At 44.4% G+C, this 15,004-nt stretch carries 15 protein-coding genes; 4 read left to right on the forward strand and 11 right to left on the reverse strand.

The window, feature by feature from the left end; translation table 11 throughout:
- The coding region (locus F3741_11970; GenBank protein ID MZG31497.1) for a tetratricopeptide repeat protein at positions 1 to 624 on the forward strand (624 nt) is incomplete at its 5' end.
- 12 nt (positions 625 to 636) lie between these two features.
- Positions 637 to 1,899 (forward strand): hypothetical protein, encoded by a 1,263-nt coding sequence (locus tag F3741_11975; protein ID MZG31498.1) that lies wholly within the window; start codon positions 637 to 639, stop codon positions 1,897 to 1,899.
- Between the two features lie 54 nt (positions 1,900 to 1,953).
- Here the strand turns inward: F3741_11975 and msrB are convergent, their stop codons facing one another.
- Positions 1,954 to 2,358, reverse strand: coding sequence for a peptide-methionine (R)-S-oxide reductase MsrB (msrB, locus tag F3741_11980; protein ID MZG31499.1), 405 nt, complete (start codon positions 2,356 to 2,358; stop codon positions 1,954 to 1,956).
- A gap of 311 nt (positions 2,359 to 2,669) precedes the next feature.
- On the reverse strand, positions 2,670 to 3,233 hold the full coding sequence (locus F3741_11985; GenBank protein ID MZG31500.1) for a sigma-70 family RNA polymerase sigma factor: 564 nt from the start codon (positions 3,231 to 3,233) through the stop codon (positions 2,670 to 2,672).
- 6 nt (positions 3,234 to 3,239) lie between these two features.
- Between F3741_11985 and F3741_11990 the strand changes: the two genes are divergently transcribed.
- The gene (locus F3741_11990) at positions 3,240 to 3,605 is read left to right on the forward strand and encodes a winged helix-turn-helix transcriptional regulator (GenBank protein ID MZG31501.1); all 366 of its coding nucleotides are present in this window, start codon (positions 3,240 to 3,242) and stop codon (positions 3,603 to 3,605) included.
- A gap of 56 nt (positions 3,606 to 3,661) precedes the next feature.
- On the opposite strand, the gene F3741_11995 is transcribed toward F3741_11990, so the two are convergent.
- From F3741_11995 to F3741_12005, 3 genes are all read right to left on the reverse strand, one after another.
- Positions 3,662 to 4,627 (reverse strand): DUF362 domain-containing protein, encoded by a 966-nt coding sequence (locus tag F3741_11995; protein MZG31502.1) that lies wholly within the window; start codon positions 4,625 to 4,627, stop codon positions 3,662 to 3,664.
- 99 nt (positions 4,628 to 4,726) lie between these two features.
- Positions 4,727 to 7,825, reverse strand: coding sequence for a tRNA (adenosine(37)-N6)-dimethylallyltransferase MiaA (gene miaA, locus F3741_12000; protein MZG31503.1), 3,099 nt, complete (start codon positions 7,823 to 7,825; stop codon positions 4,727 to 4,729).
- Between the two features lie 48 nt (positions 7,826 to 7,873).
- On the reverse strand, positions 7,874 to 8,689 hold the full coding sequence (locus tag F3741_12005; protein MZG31504.1) for a methyltransferase: 816 nt from the start codon (positions 8,687 to 8,689) through the stop codon (positions 7,874 to 7,876).
- A 32-nt stretch (positions 8,690 to 8,721) separates the two neighbouring features.
- On the opposite strand from F3741_12005, the gene F3741_12010 reads away from it, so the two are divergent.
- On the forward strand, positions 8,722 to 9,003 hold the full coding sequence (locus F3741_12010) for a hypothetical protein (GenBank protein MZG31505.1): 282 nt from the start codon (positions 8,722 to 8,724) through the stop codon (positions 9,001 to 9,003).
- Positions 9,004 to 9,050: 47 nt separating this feature from the next.
- Here F3741_12010 and F3741_12015 read toward each other — a convergent pair whose 3' ends face one another.
- The 6 genes from F3741_12015 to F3741_12040 all read right to left on the reverse strand — a co-directional run bounded on the left by F3741_12015 (position 9,051) and on the right by F3741_12040 (position 14,948).
- Positions 9,051 to 10,097, reverse strand: a complete 1,047-nt coding sequence (locus tag F3741_12015) for a hypothetical protein (protein ID MZG31506.1) — start codon at positions 10,095 to 10,097, stop codon at positions 9,051 to 9,053.
- Positions 10,007 to 10,960 (reverse strand): succinylglutamate desuccinylase, encoded by a 954-nt coding sequence (locus tag F3741_12020; GenBank protein MZG31507.1) that lies wholly within the window; start codon positions 10,958 to 10,960, stop codon positions 10,007 to 10,009. The genes F3741_12015 and F3741_12020 overlap by 91 nt, the downstream gene beginning before the upstream one ends.
- A 12-nt stretch (positions 10,961 to 10,972) precedes the next feature.
- Positions 10,973 to 12,436, reverse strand: coding sequence for a sigma-54-dependent Fis family transcriptional regulator (locus F3741_12025; protein ID MZG31508.1), 1,464 nt, complete (start codon positions 12,434 to 12,436; stop codon positions 10,973 to 10,975).
- 12 nt (positions 12,437 to 12,448) lie between these two features.
- The gene (locus tag F3741_12030; GenBank protein MZG31509.1) at positions 12,449 to 13,531 is read right to left on the reverse strand and encodes a PAS domain-containing protein; all 1,083 of its coding nucleotides are present in this window, start codon (positions 13,529 to 13,531) and stop codon (positions 12,449 to 12,451) included.
- Between the two features lie 15 nt (positions 13,532 to 13,546).
- Positions 13,547 to 13,942, reverse strand: a complete 396-nt coding sequence (locus F3741_12035) for a zinc ribbon domain-containing protein (protein ID MZG31510.1) — start codon at positions 13,940 to 13,942, stop codon at positions 13,547 to 13,549.
- Positions 13,943 to 14,030: 88 nt separating this feature from the next.
- Entirely contained in the window at positions 14,031 to 14,948 is a 918-nt protein-coding gene (locus F3741_12040) for a branched-chain amino acid transaminase (GenBank protein ID MZG31511.1), read from the reverse strand.
- Positions 14,949 to 15,004 lie beyond the last annotated feature (56 nt).

The raw sequence follows: 15,004 nt of genomic DNA on the forward strand, positions 1-15,004 counted from the left end.
GTAGATGCTTATCGGATGGCTCAAGGTTTCAAGCCTGATTTTCTGGATGCTTTTTACAATATGGGCGTGGCATATGGATGCATGGAGGAAAATGGTATTGACGCCTTGCACAAGGCAGTATGGGTTTTCAAAAAATCGATTGATATCAATCCGGATTTTATTCACGCCTATACAGCTTTGGGAGCATCTTATATCAAACAACATGAGTTGGAATTGGCCATCCAGGTTTTGACCCGCGCTCTGGGTGTCGACCCTGATGATTCTAATGTTTATTATTATCTGGGTATAGCCTGTCGAATGGATAAACAGATTACGCTGGCTGTAGATTATATGAGAAAGGCCGTTGCCCTGAAACCGGACTCTGTTCAGGTTCAGTTTTATTTTGGTTTGACCCTTATGGATTCTGAATTATTTGATGAAGCCTGTGCTGCTTTCCGAGAAGTGGTCAGGATCAAACCTGATTTTGCAGAGGGTCATTTAGTTCTGGGAAAATTATATCGCGAAAATATATTGGATAAAGATAAGTCACTCTTTCATTTAAAAAAGGCCGAAAAACTTTTTGTGAAACTGGAAGATTATCAAAGAGTCGGTCAAATCCGCCAACTCCTTAGCAGGCATTCCTGATGGTTGTTGCCTATGTATGAAAATATACTCAAGATTAGAACCGGTTTCTTTCTTGTTTGTGCCCTGCTTATTTTCATGGTTACTGCCAATGCCAACCCCAGTGCCTCGATGAATAACCTGACCGCTGATGAAATGGCAACTCTGGCACTTAAAGATTCCATGTACTATCACTTTGACGAGTGGTTTGTCCGGTTTCAGGTAGAAATCAATCGTCTGGAATCCGCTATGCCATCCATTGAAAACCGGGTGGAACTTATGAAGTTTCATTTCAATTACGCAGGGTTGCTGGGGGAGCTTTGTCACACTTTGGCTTTCACCAGCAAATATCAGGATGAAAAAATTGCTGAAAAATTTATGTACCACAGCAGGCAGGTGAAAGATCTGGCAAATGAGATTCTGGATGATGAATCGGTATCACCTGAACAGGAAGCCCAGGCAAATTTATTTCTCGGTGCATCGGAAGGTTATATTGCTATCTTTGTATATGGTCAGGGAAAGCTCTTGGAAGCCCTGATAAATGGGTTCCAGGCCGACAACCACCTTGAAGAGGCCATTTCTTTGAACCCCGCACTTGTCGATGCCTATTTTGGGTTGGGAATGTACCGTTATGGCAACAGCCGATTAGGGGGACTCGGCAACTTTATTATGCAGGGAGGCAGAGACCACAGGCTTGTCGGTCTTAATCACATCGAGCATGCTATTTTGAAAGGGGCGGCATCACAACCTCTTGCACTTAAAACACTTGCCTGGTTTTATATTTCGGAACAGATCAACCCGAAAAATAAAGGGTTGCCCAATGAGAACCCTTTGTCAAAAATGAAAACCCGGCAAAACGCGCTTGCCCTGTTGTTTGATTTGGAGAACCGCTATTTCAGTCAACCCGCTCCTTACCCACATTTCAAGGGTAATAAGGAACTGGCCATGATGAAGGCACTGCAGTATGTGCTGGATAAGGATTATGTAAATGCACGTATAGAGTTTGAAAAGGTTCTAAAAATTATCGGCCACTTGCAGAATCGAGGATTCAAAATCAATCCTCAATTGACGCAGTCGGTTGAGGCGGGTATCGATTTTTGCAGTCTTATGTTGCTTCAAACATCAGTGGGTGAAGATAAAAAGCAAGCGTGCGTGAAGGTCAACGAGCAGATGGATTTTCTAAACGGTGGAGGTTCAATGGTTGAATATGACTCAAAGAAAATCCGACGGGAACTGCACGGAGTATTCTCAGAGGCTTTGCTGCAAATGGCTGAAAAAATGCATTGTGAGCATGGTTGAGAACCAGTGTTTGCTGTGGCGACACTAAAGACTACCTATGAAACACCCTTTTAGTCAGGATGGTTTTGATTTATGCAGTACCAGAGAGGCGGAGTTAATGCAATAGCGAAGGCCAGTCGGCTCTGGACCATCTTCAAAGACATGTCCAAGGTGAGAATCACATTTGCTGCATAGCACTTCTGTCCTCCGCATAAAAAATTTTGTGTCTTCTTCGGTGGAAATATTCTCAGGAGCAACCGGCTGATAATAGCTCGGCCACCCTGTACCAGAATCAAACTTGGCGATAGAGGAAAACAGAGGCGCATCACAACATGCGCAATGATAAGTTCCCCTGTCATGGCAGTCCCAATACTTACCCGTGAAAGCCCGTTCGGTCCCTTTTTCCCGGCAAATTTGGAACTGCTCTTCAGTCAGAATTTTTTGCCACTCACTATCGGTTTTGGTTATTTTTTCCGGCAAAGCTTTATTCCTTAAAATTAGTTGTTAAGTTTTATTTAAGATCCATTTTTGAATTTTTTCTTTTGTTTCAGGTCTCATGCTGGTTTCTTCGAGGGCTTTTGTTTCATTTTTCCCCAATAACCGGGCGATCTTGCCCAAAATATCTAATTGATTTTGATAAATATTACATAGACCACATAAGGTCAAGTGCATTTTCAGACGCAACCTTTTGAAGAAAGGCAGGGAGCCGTCCCGGTTTTCTGAAATAAGCGGGTATACACCCTCGCACGTCATTCTAAATGCTTTCATCATTCCACTAATCATACCAGCTTTTATTTAGAGTTGAGCCAATTAGATTCAAGACAAAGCTTGAGTTGATTCCTGGTCCGGTGAAGAATAACCCATAGATTGGTCGGTTTGATATTGAATTCTTTACAGATTTCATCCGAACTTAACCCGTCCATCTCCTTGAGAACAAACAATTTGTGAAATTTTTCGGGCAACCCTTCAAGGCATGCTGCAAGGACTTTGGCCAGTTCGTTATTTTCGGCAGCCTTTTCAGGGTCAATATTCCACTTCCCCGGTCCGGGAGTCATATGCCCTTCGGAATCAAAATGTATCCGGCCAGACTCCTCGTTTGAATTCAGATCGGTTGAAATATGTTTCTTTAAGTTTCTGAAGTGATCCATGACTTTGTGCTTCAGTATTCCAAACAGCCGGGTTTTTTCAGACGATTTTCCAGCAAATGTATGTTGTGATTTTAATGCGGCAAAAAACGTTGCCTGGACCAGTTCATCGGCTGCATCAGGGTCTTTAACCCGAACAAGCGCGAAACGGTACATCATATCCGCGTAAAGCTCGACCCAATTGTTCGGATTTATGATCTCTTTGCTCATGCTTTAATGTTATTTGGATTAAACTTGAACGGGATACAAGGAGCCCATATACTTGGTGCCATGGACGAGCAATACACAGACTCAGAGGAATGCGCGAAAATCCTGAAAGCTTTAGGGGATGAAACCAGGCTGAAAATTGTCCAGCTATTGCTGAAAGGTGAAAAAAGTGTTTCTGAAATTGTCCGTTCTTTGAGCATGGGGCAACCCCAGGCCTCCCATCATCTTTCCATTTTAAGAGCCTCAGGCCTGGTAGGAACCCGAAGAGAAGGCAACAAGGTTATCAACTTTATCCATCCGGGTAAATATTTTCTAAATAATAAAGAAACAGGCCTTGACCTTGGTTGTTGTTCTGTAAATTTTGACAATAATTAGATACAAGGCAACCGCAGAGTGGCTCCTTAATAGTGCCGCCTTGCAAGGGTTCCCCGTTATTTACCCCTGGCATGAATGGGTTCTTTAATTCCTAATTCGTAAAATTGTTTTAATAAGGATTTGATAAGCCTGAACGGATTGAAAGAAATGTCCATTGGGTAAGCCTGTTTAAAATCTCTTACTGAAAGAGACTGGTAATCGGTGGTACCTGAAATTTCCATATTTTCTATATGATATTGGCCAAACTGTTTAAGTTTTGCCGCCTGAAGTGCGTAAACTTTATCCAGGGGTATGTTTAAAAGATCCGCAAAAACCCGGTCGAGAGCGGTCATGTCTTTTGAAGCGCCCATCACACCAAGCGAACAGGGGGTTCCATTAATTGGTCCCTGTCCCTGCATAGCCTGGATTCCATCCGCGATGGTCAAGCAGGGGTTTACATGTTGAGCGATATCTATCAACATTTCCCCGAATTTCAGTTTGTCGTTCTTTACGAGGCAATGAAGAACCGGTTTGCGCTTTCCTATCACCAGGCCAAACAAATTTTTTATACCCAGTGTCATGGTCATCTGGCAATGAGATTTAACTTTGGGTAGATTAATGATTTGGTCATAGCGCTCAAGACAACCGGCAATTTTTAAATGCGGAACACCTGTTTTATTTTCGAAGGGGACAGGATCTGTCAAAGGGAGTATTTCCGCGCCATATTTTTTTTCCAAATAACCATAGCCGGCTTTATCAGCCACTGCCGACAAACTCCCCAGTGCCGGGCTGTCGCTGATAACTATCTGGCTTACTGAAAAATCCCTGAGAACCCGGCATACAGCCTCAACCACGAGAGGATGTGTGGTGACGCAACGGTCAGGCTCGAATCCACGTAAAAGATTTGGCTTTAAAAGAATTTTCTGTCCCGGACTGAACAAGGAAGCATTGGGATCCAGAATATTCAAAGAATCGCGGATGAAATGCTCCAGGCGCTCAAGTGAATATTTTTCTGTTTTTTGTAAATGGACCTTTGTTTTCATAAAAGAATATTTTTGGTTTCTGCCATTATAACCTTTGGGGGGATATCTTCCACCAGCTTCTTTTGAATTTTGTAGAAACTCTTTATAGCCTGGTAGCTTTTATGAGAGAGGATACAATGCTTTATAGATACCCAGGTTTCTCAATACATGTTTTACATAACGTCGGGTTTCCGGGTAGGGGATGGATTCAATAAACACATCCTGGTCTCTCAAATGACCAAATCGCTTCAGCCATTTTTTAAGGACATGCGGTCCCGCGTTATATGAAATAAGGATGTGCATGCCATTTTTATTGAATCGTTTATTCAATTGGCTGACATATTTTACTCCCAACCGGATGTTCAGTTCCGGGTCAAATAGCGCATCGGTTTCAAAAGGTTTTTTCAATTTGGTTTTCGGGTAAAGCTTTTTACCGGTTGCGGGCATAATTTGCATCAGGCCCCGGGCACCCGCGGGAGAAAGTGCCTGACTGTCAAACAGGCTTTCCTGCCGAATAATGCCGTTTACAAAAAAGGGATCCACGGAACGGGACTTTGCGTAGGCCAAAACGGCTTCGTTGTATGCCAGGGGAAAAAAATGTTTCCAGAATTTCTCTGACAGGTTTTTTTCATTGGGCTTGGTGGTGAAGTCTTTATACAAATGCAAAAGCCTGAGCGATTCCGCATAGCCCTGTGCCTCGTGATAAAGCTGGGAAAGCCACAAAACCCCGGTCAGGTTTTTCCGAACGGTTTTCTGCAACTCCTTGATTTCGTCACGTGCTTCCTGATTTAAACCAAGTTGAGCCAATTCAACTGCCCGAATGTGATGGAACCTTTCCCTTTTGGTGAGAGGTCGACCCAATTGAAGGCTTTCATCTTTGTCTACCGGCCTGGTATCTTGTTTTTCAGTAAGGTTTTTGACACCCAGTTCCAGAAGCCTGTCTTTTGCGCGAATACCATGGAACGTATAGGGATATAGTTCCGCAACCTTGGTGTAGAGATCCTGCGCTACATCTTTTTTGCCCAGTTTTTCGGCCGACTTGCCGCTCCAGTACAGGTTATACTCGATAAACGACTGGTCGGGAAAACGATGGGCCGCCTCCTGAAACTTGTTAAACGCCTGCTCAAACTTTCCATCCAGATAATGCACCCATCCTAATCTCCATCCAGCCCATTGGGCATAATCGTCTTCTGGATATTTTTCCAAGGCCATTTTGTAGTTCTTCAAAGCTTCGGGGTAATTTTTACGCTCCTCATAAATCTTTCCCAGGAAAAACTGTGCTTTTACCGCTAACTCTGAAGAAGGTGCTTCCCTGGTGACAGTTTGAAAATATTTTGCTCCGGCCAAAGGTTTGCCCAGGTTCCACAGGTTTCTGCCAACGTTGAACTTGGCATTTGGAACCTTGGCGTGATGCGGATACAATTTCAGAAATTGCAGATAGACTTCATTGGCTTTTTTGCGGTCCCGGAGTCCTCTATGGGCCTGGGCTAGAAAAAAATAGAACCTTCCCGGCAAGAGGTTGTTGTCCTTCTTCAGTTGTTGAATTTCTTCAATGATTTCCTTATAACGCACATTCTCGAACAACCCTTTAATATGGTCGGTGTGTTCTCTCAATGTTAGAGGAGTCTCTTTGATCGATTCCAATGCTACAAGCCTGGCAATTGCCTTCTCAGTCTCAACGGCCTGGTCATGGTTGGGGTACTTGATGTGGAGTTTACGAAAGTTTAAATAAGCTTCCTTTTGTTTTCCAGATTGCTCCTGCGCCAGGGCCAGTTTGAAAATTAGATCAGGAAGAAATTTTTGGAACTTCTGGTGGTTAAAATCTTTGTTTATAGATAAGATGGCTTCTTCCAGCGTCTTTATGCCTGCATCTATTTCTCCCAACTTGATTTGAGCTTCAGCAAGAATCATTTGGAGCCTGGGATAAAGCAGGGTGTCTGGAATCTTTTTTAGGAGTGAGAGGGTATTGTCCCTCACTTTTTCGTGTTTCCCGGTTTTAGCCAGTGCCTGGATTAAGTAAAACTGGATATAGTCTTCGACCTCTGAATATTTTTCGCCCAATGGTTCGAGAAGTTTGATTGTTTCCTCCTGCTTTTCCTGCTTGGTGCGGATGAGGGCAAGTAAAAATCGGGCGCGTTTGGCTTCTATCGAATCCGGTGACTGGTTTTGCAGTGCCAGAAGGCTGTTTCTTGCTTTGGCAAATTCTTTTTTCTGGAATAGTTTTTTTGCTTCGTCATAGGGAGCGGCTTCAGCAGGTTGAGCAAAGCCCAGGAAAACGGCCAGCAAACAAGCGGCAACTTTGGGAAGAAAAGATAATAACTTTTCTGCCAAAGTTTGAGCTGAGTCTGTACTCTCTACTGTCAGGTTGCTGGCATCCTGCATTTTTCTGAACCAGGTTAATTGTCTTTTGGCATAATGCCGTGATTCCCTTTTAATCTCATAAACCGCACGTTCCAAATCAATTTTGCCCAGGAGATATTGAACCATTTGCGCATAGCCAATACTGTTGAAGGGTTTCAAATCGGGGCTGTGACCCCGGTCCAGTATACTTTTTACTTCCTGAACAAGCCCTTCTGCAATCATTTTATCCACACGCTGGTCGATCTGCGAATATAATTCGCTGCGATTTTTATCCAAAATAAAAGTGTGGATGGGAAATCGTTCTGATGCGGGAGAGTCTTTTTGGTGAAATTCAGAAAAACGTTTTCCAGTATCCAAGTAAACTCCTAAAGCACGTTCGATGCGCAGAGAATCGGTTGCAGATATTTTTGCCGCGTATTCAGGGTCTGCTTGTTTAAGCTTGCGGTAAATTTTTTCTACACCCTGATCACGAATGTCCTGCCGGATTTTTTCACGGATTTCAGGAGATGCTCCTTCTGCACAATCGTAATCTTCGATCAAAACTTTTATATATAGTGCAGTGCCACCCACCAATATTGGGATTTTCTCCCGACTCATCAGGTCATGGATGATTTCCAGAGCCCTGGTTTTAAAGTCAAAGGCGTTAAACTCTTCTTGTGGTTCCAGAATATCAATCAAGTGATGGGGTATCTCCTTCCTCACTTCCAGAGAAGGCTTTGCGGTGCCTATATCAAAATATTTATAGACCTGCATGGAATCAGCGCTGATGATTTCCGTGTCCAGTTTTCGGGCAAGGGCCAGGGCTGTTTCACTTTTCCCTGATCCCGTGGGTCCGGTTAGTATGATTAGAGGAGTCATAAAATATTTATCTTTAGAGCATTACGGGTCTGCTATCTGGCTTCAGCGTCATAATAAACGGAGTAGGTTCGCCGCTTCTTTCGAATAATTTCCGTCATTATTATAAACCGTTAATGGAGGAGCCACAGCAAAATCAGACCTTTTCCCTTTAAGGGCTGAAACCATGACAATTTTAGCCGGAGCCTGGTCATTACCATGGACAAAGCGCGCCTTATTTGGATACAAGCCCTTGCATTCAAGCTCCCGCATGAGTTCCCCCAATCGTTCAGGCGGATAGGCGAGGCTGATTTGTCCATTTTTTTTTAAAAGCGGTGCAGATTTATCTATCAGGGAACTCATATTTAATGATAGCTCATGCCTGGCAATGGCTTTGTTAGAATCAGGATTTATTCTCCCTGTTTTAATTTTCCTGTAAGGCGGATTTGAAACTATATGATCGAAAGATTCCGGTATCAGGGCTTCATTCAGGAAGTCACCTTGTATCAGGGAAATTTGATGTTCCATATCATTCTGGCGAAAGTTTTTTTTAGCTTGAGAGGTATCCTGAATTTCAATTGCGGTAACCTTAAGGCTCGGTTCCCGCTGTACCATCAACAGGGGGATGATGCCGCAACCGGTGCCAATATCCAATACGGACTGATCTGGCAAAAAGGTTATAAAATCGGCCAGTAGAAATGGTTCGATAGAATATCGGTAGCCGGTGTTTTCTTGATCAATGACCAGTTCGGTTTTGTTCACAATGGGTTTGCCGGATAAGGGTGCGCTTTTTATATTAAAGTTTAACCCAACCCCTGTTGGCTGGCAACATTTTGTCCTTTTGAACCTTTTGTTTATTAAGCGTTTGTTGCTATACTGAATGTCAATACCGTATTGAAATTTTAAGAAAAAAGGAACAAATGGACTTTTTAGTGGTTGAACAGTACTGGGCGATAGCGATGGTCTTGTTTGGCTCTTTTATACTGAGTGTCTGCAGTAAATGGGAAAGGGAGGAACAGCAGGTTTTAAAAGATCCCCGCAACCGCTATGGCCGTAGAAAGTCGGATATTGTAAAGCCCAAATCGATGCGTGGCACAGTCATGACTGTGACAGGAACTCTGATGTGCCTGGCTGGGATGATCCTTTTCTTAATGCATGTAACCGTAACTGGCGAACCGATTTCCGTGGAAATAATGCAATAGTGTTATTTGGCAGGTTATGCGGTATTGAGGTTGTGTTTCTTTTCCAGTTACGCTGACCAGGGCAGGAGCTCTCGCCAGGACTTTTTAGAGGTCAGGATTACGGCCAAGGGTTCTTTTTCGTAAACGACGGGATATTGTCTCAGGGTCACAATAAACCCGTCTGTCGTAGCGGTCACTTCTTCCAGTCTTTTGCCGCTATAAATCTCACGTATTTCTCCTATCTTTTGTCCGGCTTTGATGAAAACTCCTGATTTTGTTTCTTTGAGAAACATTCCTGCAGAACCGGCAAGTACAGGAATTTCATTTTCCTGTTGGTAAAATTTGGGTTTAACATTTTCCTCAGGTTTTACTTTTCCTTTCAGGATTTTCTCTGCCAGCATAAAGTTTACGATTCCCTGGAAAAGGGTTTCGCATTGCTGCCTGTTCAGGGTCCTTGGAGAACCTGAAGACAGGACAGCAGAAATAATTCCCTGTGTATGCCAGTGATGAAGCAGGTTGAACGTCTCATTTTGTTTTCTAACGGTTTCTATCTTTAAGTCGCGGCACAGTTTTTTGATGTTCCTGTCAAATTTTATAGTCTGGATATGCGGAGCGTCCTCATAGTGCGGAGGGGCGGATTGCAGGATCAGTCCCCAATAGGAGTCCACTGTGTGGTTATAAATAGCAGATGCGAGGGCTTCAGTCATTTCTCCTTGCGGGTTGCCGGGAAAAGCAAGCTCCATGTCCATACCATCATAAGGCCATAACTTTGACCCCGATTGAATTGCGTTAAGGTTTACGACCGGGAAACTGACAACCCGGCCTTTGAGAGTATAGTTAGGATCAACACCTTCAACAACAGAGTCGAGAAACTGAGAAAGTCGTGAGTTCAAATACATTCCATTGATATGGTCACCTTGTAGTCCGCTCACGATAGACAGGGTTTCGCCAGACTTTCCCCAACTGTTTTTATGAAGCTCCAACGGGGCGCCAAACGCTGTAGGAATGGAAAGGACTTTTTCTTTCACGCCGTCTCCTCTTTGGCTATGCGGGCAAGTGGTGCGCCTTTTGATGCCAGGGGATGTTCTCTTAATGTAAATAACAGTCCGGAACAAGGTGCATGGATTTCTTCCAGCACTTTTCCCGTTACAGGGGCTATCAGGTCACCTATTTTTTCTCCATCGGATACCATTTGCCCTGCCTCAGCCTGTTTGATGAATAGTCCCGCACTACCTGCCTGGATCATAACTACGTCATCGGGTTGCACAACTCTGGGCTCAGACACTTTTTCAGGGGGTTCAGCGGTATCGAGAACTCCGCTGTTCTGAAGCAGGTTGAGGATGCCGACTACAATATTTTCACAATGCGGTTTATTGATGCGAAGGCAGATTCCTGTTTCAATGACAAGTGTAGGGATATTGGACTGATTCAAATTGAAACCTAAAGTGGACTCAAAAATCTCTGCGTGAGGGTGGATCCAGACCAGGTTGACATTGCAAAGTTTGGAAAGAGGAAGCAGCTTTTTTTCAAATCCCTTAATGATTCTTATCTGCGGAAGTTCCATAAGATGAAGATTGCTGGAATGTACATCGACGACCAGGTCGGAATGGGATTTAAGATCTTCAATAAGTGTCCTTGAGGCTTCTGAGGGCAATGAGGCTGTAGAGGACCTTCCAAATGTGCGGTTGATGTCGACAGAGAAAAAGGGCCACAACCGGGTTCCTGTTTCAAGTGCCTGAGGATTTACAGCGGGGTAAATATTAACTTCCCCTTTAAGGGAATTTTGTTCTTCCAGGTTCTCCAGGATTTGCATCAGTCGGTGACAGATAAACAATCCTTCCAGCTCATCACCGTGCAGTCCGGCAACCAGCGAGATACGTTTCGTTGGCTTTGTTGTTTGCGAACTGTAAGTGTGGCGGATGATTTCTGCTGGCGGCCCTACTGGTGTTTGTATGGAGAGAATGCTCTGGCTTTGCATGGAACAGTAGGATCAGGAGCCGTTGGGCTTATGGTTTTTAGGAGAAATTTTCAGGGAGTCGATTTTCCTTTTAAGAGTATTGCGGTTGATGCCAAGAGTTTTTGCTGTGGCGACCTGCTTGCCAGAGTTTTTACTTAGCAGGATTTCAAAAAGATGTTTTTCCACTTTTTGAATGAGTGAGTCATAAATATTTCCATCCTCATTATTATTGTTGTGAAGAAAGTCTTGCAGTAACTGGTTCAGTCGATCGTCCCATTGTCCTTCACTATCCGTTGCGTCATCTTCCTGCAGATGAGGCGGCAAGTGCTCAGGCAGGATTGGGCCGGAAAGAGCCAGCATCAGGGCTCGTTTAATAACATTTTCAAGTTCGCGAATATTTCCGCTCCAGTGATAGTCTCTCAGAATTCGTTCGACATCTGGAGACAGGTATATATCTCCTCGTGCCAGGGTGTCGGCATATCGATTTATAAAATGATTTGCAAGTAAAGGAACATCTTCAAGCCGCTCCCTCAATGGCGGCATGTCAATATGTATTACATTGAGGCGATGGTACAGGTCTTCGCGAAACCGTTTCAGGTTCATCATTTCTTCCAGGTCCTGATTGGTTGCGGCAATGATTCGAACATCAGCGGTGATCGGATTTTTGCCGCCAACCCTGTAAAATTCATTGTTTTGCAGGACGCGGAGGATCTTTGCCTGCAAGGTCAATTCCATATCACCTATTTCGTCAAGAAACAATGTGCCGCCATCAGCTTGCTGAAACTTGCCTGTTTTGGTTTCTATGGCTCCGGTGAAAGCCCCGCGTTCGTGACCGAAAAGTTCCGACTCCAATAGCTCACGCGATATGGCGGCGCAGTTGATGCAAATGAAGGGATGCTCTTTCCTGTGGGAGTATTGATGAAGTGTGCTGGCGACCATTTCTTTACCCGTACCACTTTCACCCGTGATCAGGACAGGCAGGTCTGAACCCGCTGATTTTCCGATGGTCTTGAAAATTTCCTGCATTTGCCTGCTTTTTCCGACAATTGCAGATGTGATGCTTGACTCTTGTGTGTCGGCTTCCTGATTTTGGCTGGGTGTTCCAGAGGTTGGCGCGGATACGGACTGGGCAATTTCTGCTTTTTGGATTAAGCGGAAAACCTCATCAAAATCAAAAGGCTTGGTGATGTAATCGTAAGCACCCAGTCTCATCGCCTCAATGGTGTTGTTCATAGAGTCCTGAGCGGTCATCATAACCACTTTCAATCCTGGTGAAACTTGACGGAGTTGTTCGAGGAGTTGTAAACCGTTGGTCTCTCCCATGAAGATATCGGTAAACATCATTAAATACTGGTTGTCAGCCAGTTGCTTCAAGGCTTCTTCAGCAGAGGTAGCGGTGTGAACGAGGTAGTTTTTCTTTTCCAGCCCTTTTTTCAGAACCCAAAGGATATTTTGCTCGTCATCGACTATGAGGATTTTATTCTGATTTCCGGTCATGTTTTTATCTTATCATCTCTGGGCAATTGGGAGAAATACTTGCACTGTGGTGCCTAAACCTTTTTCTGAGGTGACTTTGATGAGCCCATTATGGTCTTTGACAATTTTCAGGGAAATAGGAAGCCCCAAACCACTTCCTTTTGTCTTCGTGGTATGGAAGGGAGTGAACAGTTTTTTTTGCGTCTCCTCATCCATACCTTCTCCTGAGTCAATGATTTCGACAACGATATTTTGTTTTGCTACAGCGGAAGACGCCGATTTTACCGAGTAACCTGAACTGATACGGGTGATGATTTGAATTCTACCTCCCTTTCGGGATGCTTCGATGGCATTTTTTATGAGGTTGAGAAATACCTGCTTCAACTGGTCTTCATCAGCCTGAATGGGAGGCAGGCTGGGATCATAAATTTGTTCAAACCGACCCTTTTTGCGCGTAAGGGTGTCTTTTTCCAGCAACAGGATTTCTTCCAAAACTTTATGGATATTGGTGCTCTTCATTTTCAGGTCCAGGGGCTTGGTCAGGTCCATCATTCTCTTGACCATCCTGTTTATCCGGTCCACTTCTGAAACCACAATATCCAGATATTCCTGGTGCGCTTTATTTTTGATTTCCTGCCGAAGTAGCTGAGCTGACCCGCGAATTCCTCCTAATGGATTTCGTATTTCGTGGGCCATGCCCATTGCCAGCTTTCCCATATTATTAAGGTGGTCTGAGGGCCTTTGTCTTTCCTCAAGTTCCCGAATCAGGGTCATATTTTTGATAAGTACGACCACACCTTGAATGGAGTCATCAGACTCCATATAAGGTGACAAGGTTAAATTAGCCGGAAATCGAGAGGAGGGGACATTGCGCATTCCCTCTGCTTCTACATCGTGATAACAGGCACCCGTTACCAGAACTTTGCGGACTTTATCGATGAGCTGAGGCTGGCGGGGAAATAACTCTTCAAGACTGCGATTGAGGAACGATTCGCGCGACCGATGGAACATGTCCTCAGCCGCCAGGTTGCTTTCCTGAATGACCATTGAAGGGGAAACGAGCAAAACCCCTTCCAGAATGGAATAAAAAATATTTTGGTGGAGGTGATCAGTCATGATGCAAGTTCCAATTTATTTGGAACCTTTTGCCTTTTTGGATTTCCCTCCTGAATATGGATTTTTTTGCGAGGGTTTCTTAGCCGGAGTTGCAGGTTCAGGTGATTTGGTGGCAGTGGTTTCCGCAGCGGGTGCCGGTGTAGATGCTGGTGCAGGTGCATCTGAGCCGGCATTACTTTGTTTACTTTCTTTTTCCCATCCCTTCTTGCGAGCTTCAGAAGGGTATTCGGACGTGTACCATCCTGAACCTTTAAGAATAAATCCGGAAGCGGAAACCAGACGATGGACTTTTCCATTGTCCTTGTCGTCACAACCCAGCCCGTTACAGGTCGTTAAGGGTTTCGCGGAGATGCCCTGCATGGCTTCAAAGATGGCTCCGCATTTGTCACATTCGTATTCGTAAATCGGCATAACTCAAAATCTCCAACATTTTCAGTGCTATGTTTTCATAAATATGATTTAAAAACTGAAATAGCAAGGCACATCCGCGATTTTATTATCAGACCCTGGTGAGCCATTTCTCGAATTTGGGGTGATCGCCGCGAACCACTTCAAAAAATGTCTTCTGGATACGGTCTGTAACCGGGCCTTTTTTGCCAGTCCCAATGACGCGGTTGTCGACCTCCCGAACCGGTGTGACTTCAGCGGCGGTTCCAGTCAGAAAAATCTCCTCGGCGATATACAGTTCATCACGAGTGATGGTTCTTTCTTCCAGGGCAATCCCCAACTCGGCACAAATTTCGATCACGGCATTGCGGGTGATCCCGTCCAGATTAGAACTCGATAAACCCGGGGTATGCAATTTTCCCTTGGCATATATGAATATATTCTCTCCAGAACCTTCTGAGACGTAACCTGAAGGGTCTAAAAGGATGGCTTCATCGTAACCATCTCTAACAGCCTCAGCCTTGGCCAGAATTGAGTTAATGTAATAGCCACAGGCTTTGGCTTTAGTCATGGTGACATTGACATGGTGCCGGGTGAAGGACGACATTCGGACCCGGATTCCCGTGTCCAGACCGTCTTCTCCCAGATACGTGCCCCATGGCCATGCGGCAACCGCGCAACGGACATCGACTCCTTTAGGATTGAGACCCATTTTATTATCGCCCAGGAATATGATGGGGCGGATGTAACATTCATCAAGCTTATTTTGACGGACGACATCAAGGGTGGCCTGAATGATTTCCTTGTTGCTGAAAGGGACTTCAATGCCAAGAATGACCGCCGATTGAAACAATCTGTCGATATGTTCCTGCAGACGGAAAACAGACGACCCATTATCTTTAGAGTTGTAGCACCGAATGCCCTCAAAGACACCGAATCCGTAATGCAGAGTATGAGTGAGAACATGGACATTGGCTTCGTGCCAGGGGACCATTTTGCCATCCAGCCAGATTTTTTCAGATTTTTCCAAGAGAGCCTCTTTTGGTTTAGCTAGTATTAAGAAATTAGGGAAAAAATAGTGTAAGG

The organism is Nitrospinota bacterium, from assembly GCA_009873635.1.
Classification (GTDB): domain Bacteria; phylum Nitrospinota; class Nitrospinia; order Nitrospinales; family VA-1; genus LS-NOB.